At 70.0% G+C, this 18,331-nt stretch carries 20 protein-coding genes and 1 pseudogene; 10 read left to right on the top strand and 11 right to left on the bottom strand.

The annotated features are described in order from the left end of the window. Nucleotides 1-119 precede the first annotated feature (119 nt). The 6 genes from DIZ27_RS37835 to DIZ27_RS37810 all read right to left on the bottom strand — a co-directional run bounded on the left by DIZ27_RS37835 (nt 120) and on the right by DIZ27_RS37810 (nt 3,028). The gene (locus DIZ27_RS37835) at nt 120-299 is read right to left on the bottom strand and encodes a hypothetical protein (protein ID WP_109382913.1); all 180 of its coding nucleotides are present in this window, start codon (nt 297-299) and stop codon (nt 120-122) included. Beyond that, nucleotides 292-495 carry a hypothetical protein gene (locus tag DIZ27_RS37830; RefSeq protein ID WP_109382912.1) on the bottom strand — a complete coding sequence of 68 codons (204 nt, stop codon included), beginning with the start codon at nt 493-495 and terminating at the stop codon, nt 292-294. The genes DIZ27_RS37835 and DIZ27_RS37830 overlap by 8 nt, the downstream gene beginning before the upstream one ends. A 101-nt stretch (nt 496-596) precedes the next feature. Continuing rightward, nucleotides 597-971, bottom strand: a complete 375-nt coding sequence (locus DIZ27_RS47880; protein ID WP_258308732.1) for a hypothetical protein — start codon at nt 969-971, stop codon at nt 597-599. A gap of 154 nt (nt 972-1,125) precedes the next feature. After that, nucleotides 1,126-1,401, bottom strand: a complete 276-nt coding sequence (locus DIZ27_RS37820) for a hypothetical protein (protein WP_109382911.1) — start codon at nt 1,399-1,401, stop codon at nt 1,126-1,128. 215 nt (nt 1,402-1,616) lie between these two features. After that, the gene (locus tag DIZ27_RS37815) at nt 1,617-2,351 is read right to left on the bottom strand and encodes a hypothetical protein (RefSeq protein WP_181383897.1); all 735 of its coding nucleotides are present in this window, start codon (nt 2,349-2,351) and stop codon (nt 1,617-1,619) included. 281 nt (nt 2,352-2,632) lie between these two features. Further along, entirely contained in the window at nt 2,633-3,028 is a 396-nt protein-coding gene (locus tag DIZ27_RS37810; RefSeq protein WP_109382909.1) for a hypothetical protein, read from the bottom strand. A gap of 185 nt (nt 3,029-3,213) precedes the next feature. Here DIZ27_RS37810 and DIZ27_RS37805 point away from each other — a divergent pair, with 185 nt between their 5' ends. The 3 genes from DIZ27_RS37805 to DIZ27_RS37795 all read left to right on the top strand — a co-directional run bounded on the left by DIZ27_RS37805 (nt 3,214) and on the right by DIZ27_RS37795 (nt 5,844). Then, complete coding sequence (locus tag DIZ27_RS37805) at nt 3,214-3,546, top strand: GntR family transcriptional regulator (RefSeq protein WP_181383896.1); 333 nt, start codon at nt 3,214-3,216, stop codon at nt 3,544-3,546. Between the two features lie 153 nt (nt 3,547-3,699). Further along, nucleotides 3,700-5,133 carry a helix-turn-helix transcriptional regulator gene (locus DIZ27_RS37800; protein WP_258308731.1) on the top strand — a complete coding sequence of 478 codons (1,434 nt, stop codon included), beginning with the start codon at nt 3,700-3,702 and terminating at the stop codon, nt 5,131-5,133. Between the two features lie 21 nt (nt 5,134-5,154). Next, nucleotides 5,155-5,844 carry a dihydrofolate reductase family protein gene (locus DIZ27_RS37795; protein WP_109382907.1) on the top strand — a complete coding sequence of 230 codons (690 nt, stop codon included), beginning with the start codon at nt 5,155-5,157 and terminating at the stop codon, nt 5,842-5,844. Between the two features lie 32 nt (nt 5,845-5,876). Here DIZ27_RS37795 and DIZ27_RS37790 read toward each other — a convergent pair whose 3' ends face one another. Next, the gene (locus DIZ27_RS37790; protein WP_375232054.1) at nt 5,877-7,175 is read right to left on the bottom strand and encodes an IS630 family transposase; all 1,299 of its coding nucleotides are present in this window, start codon (nt 7,173-7,175) and stop codon (nt 5,877-5,879) included. 137 nt (nt 7,176-7,312) lie between these two features. Here DIZ27_RS37790 and DIZ27_RS37785 point away from each other — a divergent pair, with 137 nt between their 5' ends. Together DIZ27_RS37785 and DIZ27_RS37780 are read left to right on the top strand one after the other, a co-directional pair. Beyond that, a complete protein-coding gene (locus DIZ27_RS37785; protein ID WP_109382905.1) occupies nt 7,313-8,542 on the top strand; it encodes an IS701 family transposase in 1,230 nt (409 codons plus the stop codon). A gap of 206 nt (nt 8,543-8,748) precedes the next feature. Continuing rightward, nucleotides 8,749-9,261, top strand: coding sequence for a DinB family protein (locus DIZ27_RS37780; RefSeq protein ID WP_109382904.1), 513 nt, complete (start codon nt 8,749-8,751; stop codon nt 9,259-9,261). A 7-nt stretch (nt 9,262-9,268) separates the two neighbouring features. Here the strand turns inward: DIZ27_RS37780 and DIZ27_RS37775 are convergent, their stop codons facing one another. Next, the gene (locus tag DIZ27_RS37775; RefSeq protein WP_258308730.1) at nt 9,269-10,402 is read right to left on the bottom strand and encodes an IS630 family transposase; all 1,134 of its coding nucleotides are present in this window, start codon (nt 10,400-10,402) and stop codon (nt 9,269-9,271) included. A gap of 173 nt (nt 10,403-10,575) precedes the next feature. Here DIZ27_RS37775 and DIZ27_RS37770 point away from each other — a divergent pair, with 173 nt between their 5' ends. From DIZ27_RS37770 to DIZ27_RS37755, 4 genes and pseudogenes are all read left to right on the top strand, one after another. Next, nucleotides 10,576-10,854, top strand: a complete 279-nt coding sequence (locus DIZ27_RS37770) for a helix-turn-helix domain-containing protein (RefSeq protein ID WP_258308729.1) — start codon at nt 10,576-10,578, stop codon at nt 10,852-10,854. A 383-nt stretch (nt 10,855-11,237) separates the two neighbouring features. Continuing rightward, the gene (locus DIZ27_RS37765; RefSeq protein WP_109382902.1) at nt 11,238-12,269 is read left to right on the top strand and encodes a hypothetical protein; all 1,032 of its coding nucleotides are present in this window, start codon (nt 11,238-11,240) and stop codon (nt 12,267-12,269) included. Next, nucleotides 12,266-13,639: a replicative DNA helicase gene (locus tag DIZ27_RS37760; protein WP_181383895.1), complete on the top strand. Its 1,374-nt coding sequence runs from the start codon at nt 12,266-12,268 to the stop codon at nt 13,637-13,639. Before DIZ27_RS37765 ends, DIZ27_RS37760 begins: the two co-directional genes overlap by 4 nt. Nucleotides 13,640-13,771: 132 nt before the next feature. After that, a pseudogene (locus tag DIZ27_RS37755) lies at nt 13,772-14,330 on the top strand (XRE family transcriptional regulator). 55 nt (nt 14,331-14,385) lie between these two features. Here the strand turns inward: DIZ27_RS37755 and DIZ27_RS37750 are convergent. The 3 genes from DIZ27_RS37750 to DIZ27_RS37740 all read right to left on the bottom strand — a co-directional run bounded on the left by DIZ27_RS37750 (nt 14,386) and on the right by DIZ27_RS37740 (nt 15,905). After that, the gene (locus DIZ27_RS37750) at nt 14,386-15,054 is read right to left on the bottom strand and encodes an Abi family protein (protein ID WP_109382900.1); all 669 of its coding nucleotides are present in this window, start codon (nt 15,052-15,054) and stop codon (nt 14,386-14,388) included. Nucleotides 15,055-15,208: 154 nt separating this feature from the next. After that, a complete protein-coding gene (locus tag DIZ27_RS37745; RefSeq protein ID WP_109382899.1) occupies nt 15,209-15,421 on the bottom strand; it encodes a hypothetical protein in 213 nt (70 codons plus the stop codon). 22 nt (nt 15,422-15,443) lie between these two features. Beyond that, the gene (locus DIZ27_RS37740; protein ID WP_109382930.1) at nt 15,444-15,905 is read right to left on the bottom strand and encodes a hypothetical protein; all 462 of its coding nucleotides are present in this window, start codon (nt 15,903-15,905) and stop codon (nt 15,444-15,446) included. A gap of 188 nt (nt 15,906-16,093) precedes the next feature. On the opposite strand from DIZ27_RS37740, the gene DIZ27_RS37735 reads away from it, so the two are divergent. Then, a complete protein-coding gene (locus tag DIZ27_RS37735; protein WP_258308728.1) occupies nt 16,094-18,331 on the top strand; it encodes a helix-turn-helix transcriptional regulator in 2,238 nt (745 codons plus the stop codon).

The raw sequence follows: 18,331 nt of genomic DNA, 5'->3' as shown, positions 1-18,331 counted from the left end.
CCGGGCTGTCCGGCTCCCCTGGACCGCGCCCGGACCAGCCGCCGCACAAGGGGTGCGGGGCGGGGCCGGGCGGGTCAGGCAACCGACAGAGGTGGCGGTGTCGGCCGAGCGGGAAGAGCTCAGCGGGTGGTGCGGTTGCGCTGGCGTTTGAGGTAGGCGTCCTGCAGCCGCTCGAACGCCGACCACAGCCGCTCGCCGTCGGGGCAGCGGGCGCGGTCCGTGCAATGGGTGCAGTCGGTGCGGTGCGCCTGGTGGGCGCGGTGCGCTTGCTGGTAGCGCTGATACAGATCGTCAGGCACGCGTTGCTCGTCTTTCGTGGTGTCGGCGGTTGGGGTGAAGGTCGGCGACCTGGTACCCGGCCTCCCAGGCCGCGGTGGCCGCCACCGCGGCGGCCACCAGCAGCAGGCGGGTGAGCGGGTGCGCGGGGCCGATGGTGAGGGCGGCCCGGGCGGCGCGGTGCTGCGCTGCCCGGGCCGCGTGTATGAGGTGAGGCATCCGCTCGTCTCGTCAGCGGCGGGGCCGCTGCTGCGACTGCTTGTTGACCTCGCGGACCTTCTCGGACAGCTTCTTGCGCTCTTCGTCCGTCAGGCGGGTGATCATGCGGTCACCGCCTTCCGGACCGCGGTGGCCGGTGCGGGCGCCGCCCCGGGCGGGCAGTCGCCGCCGGTGCACGACCAGCGGCCGCACAGCGGGCAGGCGTCCTCGGCCATCACCGGCCGGTGCAGGGTCAGGACCGGCTGCCGCTGGTAGCCGGGCGCCATCTCCTGGAGCGTGCGGCGTGCCCGCCGGCCGGACGGGATCCGGGCGTCGGCCTCGCGCACCCTGCGCGCCAGCAGATCCTCGAGCCGGTGGTGTGCGGCGGCGGGGCAGGCACCGGGATGCCCAGTGCCGCACCGGCCGCCCGCGTACTCGGGGTTGGTCGCGGCCTCTGCCGTAGGGGCCGCGGTTCGTGTCATGATCGTCGTGGTCAAGGGATTCTCCTTCTGTGGTCCGTTGACCGGACAGCCCCGGGGGTCCGATCCCTGGGGCTGTCGCCCTTGCTGGCTGGCCGGACGGCCGGCCACGGCCCGTCTCCCGCCCCGATCCGGCGCTCTGGCGGGGTGGGAGACGGACCGTGGCGGAGCGTCAGGCAGCCGCGGCGTAGCCGGTTCGGGCGGGCCGGACCAGGTAGTCCGACGTCGTCCAGACGGAGCCGACCGCGTAGGGCTGGCCGTCGGCGCGGAGGGTGTCGCGGACGATGACCGCCCACCGGGCGGCCCGGCGAAGGAGCTGCGCGGCCTCTACCGGGTTGGTGATGAGGGCCAGGACCTCGAAGCGTCCGTCCGTGTTGGCGTAGATGGCGCCCGGGCGGCGGGGGCCGATCTCGTCCTGGACGCTCGGGCGGGATGCGATGCTGCGCATGTGGGTCGTCCTCTCCTGACGGGGTGACCTGCGACAGAACCCCCAGGGCGGCATCCCTGGGGGTTCGTCGCGTGAGTGCGTCCTGCGCACTCCACCGGCTACCGGGCCCGTCATGGGCACGGTCGACGATGGGCAGCGCGGGCTGCGGGGAGGCCCGGCAGAGGTGGCGGTGCCGGAGCGAGAGCAGTCACAGCCGCGCTCGCGTAAGGGGTGGGTCAGCGCGCGGGAGGCTTGGGGCGGAGCGTGTCCAGCGGGACCGGCGGGCTCTCCAGCGGAGCGTCGCCCGCGGGCAGCATCATGCGCCGCTTGTCGGCCCGCTCCACGGCAGAGGCCACCCGGCGCCACTGCTGGGTACGCGGGATGGTCGGCGCGGCCGCGGCCCGCAGCGCACTCTCGTGCTGTTCGTGTGCCAGCCGCACCGCGGCGTCGGTGTGACCCATGCGGATCTCCAGCTCACGGCCGACGGGGCAGCGGGTCCGTCCGGTCCGGCACACCCCGCACTTGCCGCGGTGCTGGTTGACGGCGTCCCGGGCTCGAGTCTGCGCGGCCAGCAGTCGTGTGCTCGGGCCAGGCACGGAGGCCACACGGTGCACCGGCGTCGGGACAGCTGCTCGGGGCTTGCTGTTCACCCTGCCGCTGCGACGTCCCATCGCAGTGGCATCTGCTTCAGCGGCCTTGTGGCCCCATTCGGTGATGTCCACGTCGATGGTGATGCGCTGCGCGCTGCCGGGGCAGCGGCGGCCACCGGCCGGCTTGTCGCCGAGGTACCGGCGCTCGCCGGTCTTCGGGGTGTCGGTGCCGTCGCGGTGCGGCCTGATCATTGAGCGGGTGAGGCGGTGCCAGGTGTCGCAGTCGGGGCAGACCGCGAGGCGGGGCTCGCCGTCGCGGAGGTTGAGGTGTTCGGGCCGCATGGTGCTGGCCTTGATGGGGGCACGTCCGTTGTGACGCATCAGGTGTCTCCCTTGCTGCTGCGTTCTCCGCCGGCCAGGGGGCGGAGCAGGTCCTGCTCCTGGCCGGCGGGCAGCGCAACGGCTGCGGGTGGCTCACCTGGCTGTGCTCCGGGGGATCTCGTGGTGCGTCACCTCGGCCACGCGTGTAAGCGGCGGTCAGCCAGACGTATGAAGTTGATCGGGAGGGGACCGAGGGTCCGGCTCCCTCATCCGGCGCCGCCCAAGGGGCGGTTCCGGGTGGGGGAGCCGGGTCCGAAGACCCGGCGGGCAGGGGGAGGGAGTCAGGCCGCGATCGGGAGGGGCGCGGCGGTCGGCGGCGTGATGCGCAGCTGCGCGGCGTGGGGGAGGAGCACGTCGACCAGGCGCTCGCGGACGCGGGCGGTGAGGGCCGGGTCGTCGGTGAGGATGTCGCGGCCCGCGTCAATGCGGGCCTGAATCTCGGCTCCGTGGAGGCGCGACAGCTGGTGGCGCTGACTGGTCGGGGCGGCCACGACGGCGGCGGCGTAGGCACGCATCTCGCGTTGGCTGCCGGCGGGCTCGTACAGGTCCAGCGGCGTACCGAACGCCACGTCCAGGTCCAGGCCGGTGAACTCGGGAAGCGGCACCTCAACCGCCTCCAGGAGCCCGAGCGTCTCGGCGTCGAAGTCCTCGGTGGCGGGGGTGCGGGTGGCGTTCATGGGTGGTGCTCCTCTCGGTGTCGGGCTCTGCGTGATCCCGGCCAGTGGCAGGTGGAGGCTCTACCGACTGACTCATGTTGTCGACATACATAACTTAGCTGATACGGTTCGGGGTATGTCAAGCGGTTCATTGAGGAAGCTATGGAAGCTAGCTATGCCGAGGGGGTCGACCTACGATGTCGCTCATGAGCAACGAGGCCGTGCAGCCATACCAGCGAATCGTTCAGGACGTACGGGACAAGATCCGCTCGGCGCGGCTGACAGCCGGCACGAAGTTGCCGAGCACTCGGGAGCTTGCCGACGAGTACGGCGTTGCGCCGGGCACCGTCCAGCGCGCGCTGGCTGAGCTGCGGACAGCCGGACTGATCTACTCCCACCAGGGGCGTGGGTCGTTCGTCACCGAGACGGCCAGCGAGTCCACCGAGGACCCGACGGCTCGCGCCCTCAAGAGACTTGAGGAGCAGGTCGCCGACCTGTCCGCACGTCTCGAAAAGATCGAAAAGGGACGCAGCGACTGACATCCTTTCCTGCGTCACGTTCTGCATGTTCGCCCCTCCGAGCCGGGTTCAACCTCGTTAGCAAAGTTGTAGGCCGAGCCACGGAGCAAGTTCTAGATCGACCGTGTATCCAGCCGCCGGATACACCGAGTGGAGACATAAAGGAGGCACCAAGTGGGCCAGCGGCCGAAGGTGTTGACGCCCGATCAGTCACCTGTGCACCGCTTCGGCTACATGCTCCGGGAGTTCCGTGAAGCGCGGCGCTACTCCCTGCGCGGCTTAGCCGAGAAGGCGTTCATGTCGCACTCCAAGCTGCAGAAATGGGAGAACGGAGAGCGGGCGCCGAAGGATCGGGCGGAGGTCGAACTGGTCGACTCGTTACTCCAGGCCGGCGGCGTCCTGGTCGACCTCTGGGAGCGCATCAATCCGCCTGTATCCGCCCCGGGGCGTGTATCCGTTTCGGCCCCCCATGTATCCGAAGCGTCGATCGGGCTGGCCATGGCTGGTGCCCAGCAGGCAGCGTCTGATCATGAGGGGACCTTTGTCCCTGCTCGTCTACGGGATGGATCGGTGGTTTTCGTGGCGCTCGATCGACGCTCGATGCTGCGTGGTGGGGTGGGCATCGGTGCTGCGGCCGCATTCGGCATGGGCACGCCGGCGGTCGCGGACACAGAAGTCGTGCAGGGCCTTAAACAGCCCGCACGGTCCGCAGCCGCCTACAACGGCACGCCCATCGAGCACTTCAAGCGCGCTCGCCGACTGCTGATCGACAACGACAACCTGCTCGGGCCGGGGCACGCCGTCAAGACCGTGCGCGAGCACATTGAGCACATCAAGCACCTGCGCCGCGACGCCAAGGGCGTCGACCGTCAGGCCCTGATGGAACTCCAGACCCAGTACGCGGAATTCGCCTCCTGGCTCTACCAGGACCTCGGTGACTTCGACCGCGCGGAATTCTGGCTCGACCGCGCCTTCCAGTGGAGCCACACCGTCGGCGACAGCGACCTGACCTCCTACGTCATGGCTCGCAAGGCGCAGCTCGCCGGAGAGAAGCGGGACCTTGTCGACGTCGTCGACCTGGCCGAGGCAGCGCAGCGCATGGCCCGGCCTCGCAGTCGTCTCGCCGCGGTGGCCCGAACCTACGAGTCGTACGGCCACGCGCTGCGAGGCGAGTCCACCGACAGCGAGCGCGCCATCGATGACGTCCGCAACGCTCTCGACCGCGTCTCCAGTGACACAACCCCGTGGGGCGTGTGGCTGAACGAGCAGTACGTCGACGTTCATCGCGCGCAGGGCCTGGAGGTTCTCGGCAAGCACACCGAAGCTGCGGAGGTCTTCACCGACGCCATCAAGGCCCTGCCAGAGGGCTACCACCGGGACCGGGGCGTTTACCTGGCCCGCGCGGCGGTTGCCCACGCTGGCGCCGGTTCGCCGGAGGAGGCCGCCACCGTCGGCCTCCAAGCCCTGACGGTTGCAAACGACACTGGCTCCGGCCGGATCATGCGCGAACTCGTTCGCCTCGACAGGGCGCTGGTCCCGTGGCAGCGCCAGCCCGAGGTGTCCGACTTCCGTGAGAACTTCGACGCCGTCCTCGCCCACGAGGCCTAAGAGAAACGGATCACAACACCGATGACCACGCGCCCGTACGTCATCCTCTCCGCCGCCATGTCAGTCGACGGATACCTGGACGACACCAGCCCCGATCGGCTGCTTCTGTCCAACGAGCCCGACTTTGACCGCGTCGACCAGGTCCGCGCGGAGTCCGACGCCATCCTGATCGGCGCGAATACGATGCGCCGGGACAATCCCCGCCTGCTGGTGAATAGTGAGGAGCGGCGCACGCGGCGCATCGCCGACGGCAAGCCCGAGTACCCGCTGAAGGTCACCGTCACCGCGAGCGGCGATCTGTCCGCCGACCTCAAGTTCTGGCACCACGGCGGCCAGAAGTTGGTGCTCACCGTGGACAGCGCCGAGGAGAAGGTGCGTGCCACCCTGGGCGACTTCGCCGACGTTGTCAGCGTCGGCCCCGAGCTTGATTGGGGCCTGGTCCTCGATGAGCTGGGTCGTCGCGGTGTCGAACGGCTAATGGTGGAGGGTGGCGGCACCATTCACACTCAGCTCATGGCGCAGAACCTGGCCGACGAAGTACACCTGGCCATCGCCCCGTTGCTCGTGGGGCAGCCCGAGGCAGCCCGGTTCTTGGGCGCCGCCGACTACCCGGGCGGTTCGACGGCCCGGATGAAGGTGCTGGAGGTCAGGGCAATCGGCGACGTCGTCTTCGTTCGTTACGCACCGAAGGGACGTTCTACCGAGAACTAGTGTCCTGCGCCGTAAATCACGCGGGTAAGTTGCTACCTGTTTGGCGGGTTGATTTTGCTGAGGTAGTCGGCGAGAGATTTCAGAATCTCGTCGGCGGTCTTGACCCAGGTGAAGGGTCGCGGGTTCTCGTTCCAGGTGTCGATCCACGCCTTGATGTCGTCCTCGAGGGCCTTGACGGAGGTGTGCACGCCGCGGCGGATGAGCTTGTCGGTCAGCAGGCCGAACCAGCGCTCCACCTGGTTGATCCAGGAGGAGCCGGTCGGGGTGAAGTGGACGTGGAAGCGCGGGTGCCGGCCCAGCCAGGTTCTGATCTCGGCGGTGTTGTGGGTGGCGTAGTTGTCGCACACCAGGTGCACGTCGAGTTCACGCGGTACTGCCTTGTCTATCGCCACCAGGAACTTCTTGAACTCGATGGCCCGGTGGCGGCGGTGGATCTGGCTGATGACGGTGCCGTCGGCGATGTTGAACGCGGCGAACAGGCTGGTGATGCCGTGCCGCAGGTAGTCGTGGGTGCGGCGTTCGGGCATGCCCGGCATCATCGGCAGCACCGGCTGCGAGCGGTCCAGCGCCTGAATCTGGCTCTTCTCATCGACACAGAGCACCACCGCCCTCTCGGGCGGGTTGTGGTAGAGCCCGACCACGTCCACGACCTTGTCGACGAACTGCGGGTCGGTGGACAGCTTGAAGGAGTCCTGCAGGTGCGGCTTGAGGTCGAACTTCTTCCAGATCCGTCCGATGGTCGATTTCGACAGCCCCGTGCGGGCGGCCATCGAGGCCCGCGACCAGTGCGTGTCCTGGCCCGGGCTGGACTCCAGCGTCGCGGCGAGCACGTCCTCGACCTGATCGAGCAGGATCGACGGGGGCCGGCCCGGCCGTGGCTCGTCGACCAGCCCGTCCAGGCGCCTGGCGATGAACCGGGCCCGCCAGCGGTCCACGGTCGACTCGTCGACCCCGAGATCGGCGGCGGCCTGCCGGTTCGTCCCGCCCTCCGCGCAGCGCAGCACGATCTTCGCCCGCAGCGCGAGGTACTGCGCGGTCTTCGCTCGCCTCGCCCAGCGCACCAGCTGGTCCCGCTCGTCCTTGCTCAGGACCAGCTCCGCCTTCGGCCTGCCGATCCGGCCCGCGTCCCGCAGCCCGGCCAACCCCTCGGCCGCGAACTTCCGGCGCCACTTGCCCACCGTCTTGGCCTGAACGCCAACGAGCCGCCCCACGGCAGCATTCGACATCCCGTCAGCGCACGCCAGAATGATCCGGGCCCGCTCAACMRCWCKCCGGTCCSGCRRCCCSGCSCGGCGCACCARCTCGRYRCGCTCGTCSTCRGAMARMRYGATCKMYACWGCAGMRGGSCCTSGATGCGWCACCYGAAAAGAAGGTAGCAACTWACCCKCRKRATTTMYGGCGCASSACACTAGTAGGGCTTGGTTACCTTGGATGAGTAGCGGTGTGTCGTCTCTCGGAGGTGAGGGCCATGACACCGCAGGAGCTCACGGAGGCCCAGCAGCGGCTGGAGGTGTTCACCGCCGAGGTGTTCGGCTCGTTCGGCCGGACCGACCAGCGGCGGTGGGGCGAGCGGTATGTCCGCGGGCTGCTGGGGGCGGGACGACGCAAGTCGATGGAGCCGATGGCCGCCCGGCTGGGGGTGGACCGGCAGGGGCTGCAGCAGTTCCTGGCCGACTCCCCCTGGTCGCACCAGATGGTGCTGGCCGAACTGGCCTGGAAGATGGAGCCGGTCATCCGCCCGGCCGCCTGGGTGATCGACGACGTGTCCTTTCCCAAGGACGGTCACGCCTCCCCGGGGGTGGCCGCCCAGTACTGCGGGGCGCTGGGCAAGACCGCCAACTGCCAGGTCGCCCCGAGCGTGCACCTGGTCACCGACGCCGCCTCCTGCCCGGTGAACTGGCGGTTGTTCCTGCCCGAGGAGTGGGACCCGACGCGGGCCGCCGAGCCCGACCAGGCCGCCCGGCGGCGACTGCGGGCCCGCATCCCCGGCGATGTCGGACACGTGCCGAAGTGGCAGCTGGCCGTCGACATGGTCGACGAGCTGCGCTGCTGGGGGCTGGACCCGCCGCTGATCGTGGCCGACGAGGGCTACGGCCAGGACGGGGCCTTCCGCCTGGCGCTGGAGGAGCGCGGCATCTGCTACGTGGTGGGGGTGCGCTCGGACACCGCGGTGCTGCCCGAGACCGCGGTGCGCACCGCCCCGGCCTGGTCGGGCACCGGCCGCAAGCCCGTCCCGCGCTACCGCGACAAGCCCACCTCGGTACGGGAGTTGGTCTTGGGCGGCGGACGCGGCGCGCTGCACCGGGTGACCTGGCGGCAGGGCTCCAAGGGGCCGCTGCACTCGCGGTTCGCCGCGCTGCGGGTGCGCCCGGCGGGCCGGCGGATCCGGCAGGCCCACCCGGGCGAGGACCTGCCGGTGTGCTGGCTGCTGGCCGAGTGGCCGGCCGGCGAGAAGGAGCCGGCCAAGTACTGGCTGTCCACCCTGCCCGCCCACGTTCCCCTGCGGCGCCTGGTGCGGCTGGCGAAGATCCGCTGGCGGGTCGAGCACGACTACCGGGAGCTGAAGACCGCCCTGGGGCTGGGCCACTTCGAGGGACGTACCTACCAGGGCTTTCTGCGGCATCTCAGCCTGGCCTCGGTGGCGCAGGCGTTCTGCACCCTGGAGCGGCTGTGCCCGCCAGCATCGGCCACGGTCTGACGACCTACCAGGTCGTGGCCGGGCTGCAGTTCCTGCTGGCCTGCTGGGCCGGGACGTGCCCGACCTGCCGAAGATCCCTGAAGCCGACCCGACATGCCGAACCCGTCCCAACCTAACCAAGCCCTACTAGTGCCGCATCAGGCAACGTTCGCCCTGTAGTGAGGCCCCGCCTGTCGAGGGCTTCGGCCGCTGGCGATAATCAACCGGTGAGTGCCATCGATCGCCCTATGCCGCCCCTGAACGCCGACGAGCGCACGACGCTGGAAAGCTGGCTCGACTTTCACCGCACCACACTGGCCATGAAGTGCGAGGGGCTGGACGATGAGCAGGCCGCTGCGGCGTCCGTGCCGCCGTCCGGCTTCACGCTGACCGGCCTCGTCCAGCACATGGCGGAGGTTGAGCGGAATTGGTTCCGCCGTGTGTTCGCCGGAGAACAGGCTCCGCCCATCTACGACCCGCAGGCCGACCCGGATGCCCCCGACGGTGGGTTCGATGTGGCTGAGGGCGCCACTCTGAGCGACGCCCTCGCCACCTGGCACGCGGAGATCGCCCGCGCCCGTGAGAACTGCGCCGAGCATGCTCTGACCGATACGGGGCGCTTCATGGAGCAGGACGTCAACCTTCGCTGGATCTACGTCCACATGATCGAGGAGTACGCCCGCCACAACGGCCACGCCGACCTGGTCCGGGAACGCATCGATGGCGCCACCGGCGTGTAGCGCCGGATCAGGCAGCGTTGGCCCTGCCGACGACAGCGCGTAGGCGCTGGTCGTCGGCGTGGCGGTTTCGCCAGATGATGTAGCGGCGGATCATACTGCCCTGTTCCTTGTGGCTGGCGTGGTCGGTGCCGTCGAGGGTGAAGTAGCGCAGCGCGGTGAACTGGGCCTCGATGCGATTGAGCCAGGAGCTGTTGGTGGGGGTGTAGGCGATTTCGACGTTGTTTGCCGCGGCCCAGGTGCCGACGCGTTGGCACTTCTTGGTGGTCAGATGCGGGGAGAAGTTGTCGCAGACGATCGCGATACGGACCTGGGGCGGGTAGAGGCTGCGCAGGTAGCGGCAGAATTCCAGGAACTGGGTGCGCTTCTTGACCGGCTTGATGTGGCCGTAGAGCTTGTCCTTGGCCAGGTCCAGGGCGGCGAACAGGTGCCGTACTCCGCCGTAGCGGTTGTAGGTCGCCCGCCGCCTGCGGCGAGGTTCGCGGTCGGGGTCCTTGTACTTGCCACCGCGTTCGGTCCACTGCCGGCCCGGGTGGGGCATCAGGTTGAGCGGCCCGAACTCGTCCATGCAGAAGACGACTTCGGGCTCGCCCTCCTCGGGTATGACCTCGGCGTCGGCGATCGCGTAGAGGTGCTCGACGCGGGCCTTCTTCGCCGCGTAGTCAGGGTCCTTGGAGGTCTTCCAGGTCTTCAGGTGTTGAAAGGAGACGCCCTCCTCGCGGAGCAGGATGCGCAGGCCCTCGTGGCTGATGTCGTCGACCACCCCCTCGGCGACCAGGAAGTCCGCCAGCTTGGTCAGGCTCCACGTCGAAAACGGCAGGTCGTGCTCGGCCGGCCTGGACTTCGCGATCTTCTTGATCTCGCGCCGCTCAGGCAGGGTGAACGTCTTAGGCCGACCGCCCTTGTACTTCGGATACAGGGAGTCGAAGCCGTCGGCGTTGAAATTGTGGATCACATCCCGGACCCGATCCGCGCTCGTGAACGTCACCTCGGCAATCTTCGCCACGGGCATACCCTGCGCGGACAGCAGCACCATCTGAGCGCGCCGCCAGGTCACCACCGACCCCGTGCCCCTGCGGATAATCCGCAACAGGCGCTGCCCCTCGTCGTCATCGATCTCACGGACACGTACTCGTTCTGCCACCCGGACAGCCTGGCGACACCGCGCCGTCCGGACCAGCATCCGAACGGCGCGTCACGTCACTACGGGGCAAAGGTTGTCTGATGCGGCACTAGAACTGACGACACGCCGTCAACTCCACCTGAAGAAGTGCAGAACTATGTATAGTTCTGGATCGCGTAAGGAGAGGGGGATCAGTGTCTGAGCTACTCAACGCAGTCGATGCTCTGCTCGCGCGGCCGGACGCCATGCCGCCGCCGGACGTCCGGGCTCGGCTGAGGAAAGCCGACGGGTTGACGCAAGAAGAAGTCGCCGAAGTCTTCGGTGTCACCCGCGTGGCCTTCCATCGCTGGGAGACGGGCTTGGCCAAACCTCGCCGACGTCACCTCGAGGCTTACGTTCGTCTGCTGACCGGCTGGGCGGCAAAGCATCCAGAGGCAGCACAGGCTTCGGAAGCAGAACGACAGGCTGGATAAGGAGACTGATGCCAACCGGTCCGTAAACGCCGAAGCGGCCCCGTCGCCACAACGGGACCGCTTCTTAGCGATCGACTCGCAACCCTTCCAAAAGCTCGAGTCGTGAGCAGCGAGGTGACCTCGTCTGCCGGGTGATGCCCGTGGACCCTAGAGCCCGCGTGGTCACCTATACCCAGGATATGCGCGGCTTCGCGCGCATCGCCACTATCCCGGGTCGGCAGTTACGTCACACTCGCTGATCACGACTCCCCTACTTGGGGAGATGTCCTCCTTTGCACAGCCCACATCACCCGCCCGCCGGCCCTGCTGGCGAGGACTTCGGGTCCACCTACCTAGAACGCGCCTGGGAGCCACCGGAAGAGGTCATCCTGAGGCGAGAGCTGGTGCGCACACCCACGCTGCAGCCAGAAGATCTCGGCGTCCTGGCGGAGCTGCTGCTCCGTGACCCGCGCCTGCCGTCGACCATGGAAGCCATCCGCGCCGACCTCCAGGCGCGCGGCTGGAAGATGGGCAAGGACCGCTACAACGCCATCGCGGCGCGCCTGACGAAGGCCGGCCACCTCGCCCGCCTCTCGGTCTACGACGACACCACGCAGCGCCCTACCTGGGTCACTCGGGTCTACCGGAACCCCGCGAACAACGAGCAGTACGTCGATCTCGGCATCGCCGCATCAGCACAGGTCAGCACCGAAATGCGGGAAACCCGCGATCCAGCCGACGCCCCCGACTCCGAACAGCAGGAAACCCGCGTTTCGCCTGGTCAGAGCCGGACCGCGGAAAACCCGCGGTCCGGAGCCGGATCGCGGAAAACCCGCGATCTGAAAACCCGCGTTTCGCCTGGTCAGCGCCGAAATGCGGAAAACCCGCGATCCGCTCCGCACCCCCCACACCCCCCGGGGGAGGAGGATTCCTCCTCCCCTACCCCTCCCACGCGCACCACGGGGTCGCTCCCGTCACAGAGGGAGGAGGCGGAGTTCTCCTTGGAGGAGCTCTCGGCGGCCCGGGAGTTTCTGCAGCGGATGGAGCGCTGGCAGGCGGGCGCGGCCACGGCTCGCCGGGTGGCGCCGAAGCTGCTGGCCACGATGCGCGAGCAGGGCTGGCCGTCCCTGGTCGGCATGACTGCTCAGGACCGCGCGCTGCTGGAGGCCGATCTCCTGCGGAACACCGGCGGCGCCAAGTCCTGGGTCAAGTGCCTGCCCGGTTGGGTGCAGGACCTGCGCCGCTACGCGCTGGTGCGCCCGCAGCCCGCCCCCGCGCCGGGCGGCAGCCCGCGGCCGGCGGCAACGCGTGCCGTCATCGCGGCCTGCCCCGCATGCGACGAGTACGGCTGGCTCCTGGACGACGACGACAGCGGCCCGCAGCGCCGCTGCCCGCACCCCGGCATCACCCGCAGCCAAGTGGAGGCGGCTCAGTGACCACCCAGACCCTCGACCAGGAGCAGCAGGAGCAGGGGCAGGCCGTGTCGGTGGACGCGGAGCGCCGCGCGCTGGGCGCCTGCCTGCTGGCCACCCCCTCCTACGACCCGGTGGCCGACGTGGCCCGGGCCGTGCGCGAGGGCGACTGGCACGAACCCGCGCACGAGCTGGTCTGGTCGGCCGTGCAGCGGCTGCACGGGGCCAGTCGGCCGACCGGCGTACCGGCGGTGGAGGCGGAGCTGCGCCGCACCGGCGACCTGGAGCGCACCGGCGGCGTGGTCGGCCTGTCCCGGCTCGCGAGCGAGGCGTGTTCGGCGGCCGAGGCCGGCCACTACGCCGACCTGGTGCACGGCTACGCCCAGGTGCGCCGCTACCAGGCCGCGCTGGTGCGCGGGATGCAGGGTGCCCGCCTGGCCGACCCCCTGTCCGTGCCGGAGAGCATCGCGGCCCATCAGGCGGAGCTGGAGTACCTCGCCGCCGACGGCCAGGCCGACGATGACGACTTCGGCCGGTTCGGCGACCACTTGGACGCCCACCTGGACGGCCTGGCGGTGTCTCTCCCGGCGGCCGCCGTTACCGGCTTCAGTGATCTGGACGCCCTGATGAAGCTGATGCCCGGGCAGCTGATCGTGGTCGCCGCCCGGCCGGCCATGGGCAAGTCCGCGTTCGCGCTCGGCGTGGCCACCGCCAACGCCCGCACCGGGGCCCCCACCCTGGTGCACAGCCTGGAGATGGGGAGGGCCGAGGTCAGCAACCGCATCCTGTCCGCCCGGGCCCGGGTGGCGTTCCACCACATCCGCGACGGCGTCGACGGCCTGACCCAGGACGACTGGGACCGCCTGGACCGGCACACCCCCGAACTGCGGGGCCTGCCGCTGTGGATGGACTACTCCGCTCGCCTCAGCCCCGCCCGGATCCGCTCCCGGATCAAGACCATCCTCCGGGAGACCGGCCGGGCGCCGCTGGTGGTGGTGGACTATCTCCAGCTGATGCAGACCGATCAGCGTTCCGCCCGGCAGTCGCCGTATGAGCGGGTCACCGAGATCAGCCGCGAACTGAAGATCCTCGCCGCCGACACCGGCGCCGTGCTCATCGCCCTGGCCCAGCTCAACCGCGGCCCCGAGCAGCGGCAGGACAAGCGGCCGGCGGTCAGCGACCTGCGCGACTCCGGCGCCCTGGAGCAGGACGCCGACGCGATCCTCCTGCTGCACCGCGAGGACTACTACGAGCCGGAGTCCGAGCGGGCCGGGGAGACCGATCTGATCGTGGCCAAGCACCGCAACGGGCCCACCGCCACGGTGACGGTGGCGCACCAGTTCCACTACAGCCGCCTGCGCGACATGTCCGCCGCCGAAGAACCCGCCCCCTGACCGCCCTGGACGCCGCCGTGCGGCGCGTTCCACCCGACGCCGGGCAACTGCCCGGCGCCGGGCAAACTACCCCGGCCCGGCCGGGAACGCCGCACAGCGGCCCCCACAGCCGATCATGAACGGAGAGCCCCGATGGGCATCGTCGGAGACGGCTTCGAGCGGGCCGTGCAGCAGGCGTTCACCCGCCCCCTCCCCAAGTCCGCCGGCGCGCAGATGCGCTACCTGGTCAAGCAGCTCAAGGGCACCAGGGCCGTCGCCCAGATGCTGCGGATCTCCCAGCGCACCGTCAAGCGGTACGTAAAAGACCAGATCCGCCGGCCCCGCCCGGACCTCGCCCGGCGCCTGGAGGACGCGGTGCGCGCCCGCTGGCAGCCCCGCATCCGCATCCGCGAGCGCGCCCGCCGCCAGGCGGCCACCCGCACCGGCCTGGTCGCCGACACCCGGGCCCGCTTCGGCTTCACCGCCGCACCCGACACCACCGACGACGCCCGCATCCGCCACCTCACCCTCGCCCCCGCAGCACGCGGCCCGCCTCTTCGACGCCCAGCAGGCTGGCGCCAGCGACGCCCGACTCCAGGAGATCGCAGCCGAAGCGCTCAAGGAGGTCTACTTCCAGGACGGCGGCCGCCGCGCCGGAAGCCTGGAAGAGGTCCGGTTCACGGACATCGAGCACCTCGAGTTCGACCTGTAGCGGCAGTCCCAGGGGCTGTGGGCGTTGGAGAAGCGTATCGATCGCGTGCAGGGCGTCAGGGGCGGCGGGCGAGGACGTCGTCGATGCGGGAGGCGTCGGCGACCCAGGTTGCGGCGACCGGCGCTATGAAGCCGAGCACGGTCTGGATGTCGTCCCGGCGTGCTTCGAGCGGCAGGTGCCAGATGCCCTCGTGGTGGGCGATGCGGTTGCGGAACTTGTGCAGCCGCTTGACCGGGTCTTCCACCGTGTTCAGGGCACGGTTGGGGGCATGGGGGAAGGCACCCGCGAGATCGGGCCACAGGCTGGTCTTGTACTGGCGGGCCAGCAGGAAGCGCCAAAAGCCGAAGCTCAGCTCCGCAATGATCTTCCCGCGCGGGATGATTACGCCGCCCCGCCCAGCGCGCTCTTGGGCCTGGGTGATGTCGCTGCGGGCCTTGCCGCTGAGTGGAACCTGCCTGTCGGCGTACCACTCGGTGGTGCGGCCCCGACGCTGCTGGCGGGCAACGAGCCGCGCGTCCAGCGCGTTGCGCAGCATGATCTCCAGGTGCCCGAGCGATTCGAAGAACGCCGCGGCGAGGTCGCTGTTCCACTGGTACAGCGCGAGCGCGGCGGTGGTGTCGCCAGTGCATGCGGTCAAGTAGGGGTTCAGCCGGTCGGGGCTGATCAGCTCGATGACGGCCTTGTCGTCGGGCGGCTCGATGCTGGTGGGCGACGTGCTGTGCATGGTGGGGCAAATCGTAGGTACACTGGGCGGCGAAGACCCTGGAATCGTCCCTGGTAGCCCTCGAAAGTGGGCAGGCCATACCCCAGGGTTCAGACCTCAGACAAGGGCCGCCCGGGAAACCGGGCGGCCCTTGTGCGTGCCGGGCGAGGCCGACTCAGGTCTCGGAGACGTCTCCGTGCGCGTCTCGCTCCAGGCGGCGGAACAGCAGCTCCGCGCGGATGAGCACGGCGACGCCGGTGACCGTGGCAGCGAGCATGACCAGCCAGGCAGCGGCCTGCCACGTCGCTTCGGTGCGCAGAACGTACGGCGTGAGCACCGCCATCACGACGGCGAGCACACTGATCGCGGCCAGCCAGACAAGTCTCATCACATTCTCCTTCGGGGCGTCGTCAGGACGGGTCCGCCGGAGCCTTCTTCGGGCGCAGGGTGTCGAATAGCCGCGGGGACAGGCTCGGCGGCAGGAGCCACAGGCCGACGATGCCGATGGTCGTGACCATCACGGTGAGCACCACGAAGACGACGTCCCGGCTCGCGGAGTCGAAGAAGCCGGCCATCAGGGACAGGGCGACGACGAAGATCATCATGAACCGCCAGTGCTCGCGGTCCAAGAGGAACGGACGGGTCTCGGTGCTCCACCACCAGGACGTGCTGGAGATCGTGGTGAAGCTGAACGCGGCGAGTGGGACGACGATCGGCAGCCAGAAGCACAGGTCGTCGGCGGGCAGCTGCTGGCCCCAGCGGTCGCCCTTGTGGTGCAGGAACCACAGGTACAGCGGGATGCTCACGAGCGCGTACAGCCACAGCACCACCCGCATCGTCCAGTCGACCGGGCCGGTCTTCCCCTTCGCCATGGTCACGACGGTAGTGACCAGCGTCTCGAGCCGGTCCGCGTTCGTGAGAGCCGGCCACCAATCCGGTCAGAACAACCGACCCGACACCCCTCGAGCACATTCTGTACGCAATTCGTACGGTAAAAGTACGCGATTCGTACGCTTCATGGGGTAGGGTGCTGGTTGGCAGGAGGTGTTCCACGTCCGAGTTGTTCGACGCGGTCGACGCACTGCTCGCGTCCCGCGCCACGCTGCCGCCACCGGYGGAGCGCAAGCGGCTGCGTGCCGCRCACGGCCTGACGATCGACGAAGTGGCCACCGCRCTGAAGGTGCGCCGGGCCACGGTGTCCGGCTGGGAGTCCGGCAARACCGAGCCCCGCCCGCCGGAGCGCRACGCCTACGCCCGGCTGCTGGACAAGCTCGCGGAGCTCTACCCCGCCGACCCGCCCGCGCCCGCCCAGGACGCTGCGGTGCCGGCCGCGTCCACCGCCGCGCCCGCCCCGGCGAAATCGCAGACTCTCTCCCCAGGCCCGGCATCCGACGCTGCGGACACGACCGCACACGAAAACACCCAGACCAGCACCGCCCCCGTCGCCGCTGCTCCGACGGCCGCGCCGCGTCCGGCGCGCACCACCAGGCCGACGTCGTCGACGTCGCGCCGTCCGGGCGCGAAGCAGGCGGCCCCGGCCGGCGCTCCCGCGGGCGGCGCCGACGCGCGCTTCGAGAACGGGCCGCTGGCGGTCGTCGACGTCGAAGACGGCAAGGTGCTGGCGTACTGCACCGGCGGCCTGGTCCTGGACGTGCCCGCCAAGAGCATCCCGGCCCTGGTCGACTGGACGCTGCGCGAGGCGAAGCTCGGTCAGCCCAAGCTGTCCGGCCCGGGCAAAAACGCCGACCCGCTGCTCGTGCTCACCGAGGCCGCGCTGGAACGCTATGGCCTGCCGGCCGCCCTCGCGGAGGAGGAGCGACTCGCCGGGCGCATCCCGGAGGGCCACAAGGTCATCAAGCAGCTGGTCCGCGCGGAGTGGAAGCTGACCAAGCGCGGGTTCGGCCCGTGGGCGCGGATCTACCGCCCCGCGCAGGGTTCGGAGCGGGCCTGCGTGCAGCTGTGCATCCCGTCGTGGAACGCGCTGGACACCCGGCACTGGGGTGAGGCCGGGCAGCTGCCGCCGGCCGAACTCGCCCGCGTGCTGGGCGTGTACGCGTCCCGGTTGATGACGCCGCGCGGTTCCACCGCCGTCACCGGCCTGGAGCTGATGACCGCGCTGCACCCGCCGACCCGGGCCTCCGAGCCCGACGCCGACGGCAAGCGGCACTCCGAGCGCAACCCCGGCAGCCTGGGCAAGGACCCGGTGGACTGCGCGCCGTGCGAGGCCCCGGACGGGCACCCGCTGCTCAACGCCCTGGACCTTCCCCGCTTCCATGTCCGCGGCCCGGCGGAGAAGCTGTTCGAGGAGGCGTACGACTGGGCACGCCCGATGACCGACGCCGAATGCATGCGCCGCCACCTGGTCGGCATCGACGTGAACATGGCCTTCGCGGCCGGCGCCAACGGCCTGGTCGTCGGCCTCGGTGCGCCCACGCAGGTCAAGGCGCCGGTGTTCGACCCGAAGCTGCCCGGCTCGTGGCTGGTGGACCTCTCGCACGTCGACCTGTCCCGGGTGAAGGTCGGCAAGGACAAGTGGGCGGAGCTGGACGGCTCGCTGCTGCCCAGCCCGTTCACGCCGAAGGGCGACCGTCCCGAGGGGCCGGCCTGGTACGCGACACCCACCGTGGCGTACGCGGTGGAGCTGGGCTACGAGGTGCGCCCGATCGAGGCCTGGGTGCGCTACGAGAACGGCCGCTACCTGGACGGCTGGTACCAGCGGCTGCGCGATGCCTACCTGGCCACAATGGCCGACCTTGGCGTCGACGCCAACCTGCCGCCGGCCGACTTCCTCACCGCGATGGACGACTACAAGAGCCGCGACCCGGAGCTGGCGATCGTCGTCTCGGCGATCAAGGCGACGGTCAAGGGCGGCCTGGGCAAGCTGCGCGAGCGCCCGCGCGGGGAGGGCTGGCGGCCCGGCGAGCCGTGGCGTGCCCTGTCCCGGCCCACCTGGCGGCCGGACATCCGCGCGGCGGTCATCTCCCGCACCCGGATCAACCTGCACCGCAAGATCGTCAAGCACGCGGCGTTCACCGGCCAGTACCCGGTGGCGATCCTGTCCGACTGCGTCGTGTACGCGGCCGATGGGCCCTCGCCGCTGGACTTCCTGCCCTACCGGGACGGCAGGCCGCTGCCGGGCGGCTTCAAGCTCGGCCTCAACCCGGGCCTGGTCAAGCACGAGGGCACCCAGAGCGTGCTGTGGGGCGAGGGGGTCCGCGAGCGGTTCGAGGCGCCGGAGCTGAACCTCGCCCGGTACATCAAGGACGGCACCGTCACCGACGTCGATAACGGAGAGTAG

Origin of the sequence: Streptomyces sp. NWU339, from assembly GCF_003143855.1 — a bacterium.
Lineage (GTDB): Bacteria > Actinomycetota > Actinomycetes > Streptomycetales > Streptomycetaceae > Streptomyces.
The sequence above is the reverse complement of the archived record's forward strand: the minus strand, read 5'-3'. Positions and strand labels throughout refer to the sequence as shown.

Coding starts and splice junctions, on each gene's coding strand:
- DIZ27_RS37820 (WP_109382911.1), bottom strand. CDS start 1,401: ATGCGCAGCATCGCATCCCGCCCGAGCGTCCAGGACGAGATCGGCCCC.
- DIZ27_RS37785 (WP_109382905.1), top strand. CDS start 7,313: ATGACACCGCAGGAGCTCACGGAGGCCCAGCAGCGGCTGGAGGTGTTC.
- DIZ27_RS37815 (WP_181383897.1), bottom strand. CDS start 2,351: ATGCGTCACAACGGACGTGCCCCCATCAAGGCCAGCACCATGCGGCCC.
- DIZ27_RS37745 (WP_109382899.1), bottom strand. CDS start 15,421: ATGAGACTTGTCTGGCTGGCCGCGATCAGTGTGCTCGCCGTCGTGATG.
- DIZ27_RS37830 (WP_109382912.1), bottom strand. CDS start 495: ATGCCTCACCTCATACACGCGGCCCGGGCAGCGCAGCACCGCGCCGCC.
- DIZ27_RS37810 (WP_109382909.1), bottom strand. CDS start 3,028: ATGAACGCCACCCGCACCCCCGCCACCGAGGACTTCGACGCCGAGACG.
- DIZ27_RS37740 (WP_109382930.1), bottom strand. CDS start 15,905: ATGGCGAAGGGGAAGACCGGCCCGGTCGACTGGACGATGCGGGTGGTG.
- DIZ27_RS37750 (WP_109382900.1), bottom strand. CDS start 15,054: ATGCACAGCACGTCGCCCACCAGCATCGAGCCGCCCGACGACAAGGCC.
- DIZ27_RS37805 (WP_181383896.1), top strand. CDS start 3,214: ATGAGCAACGAGGCCGTGCAGCCATACCAGCGAATCGTTCAGGACGTA.
- DIZ27_RS37795 (WP_109382907.1), top strand. CDS start 5,155: ATGACCACGCGCCCGTACGTCATCCTCTCCGCCGCCATGTCAGTCGAC.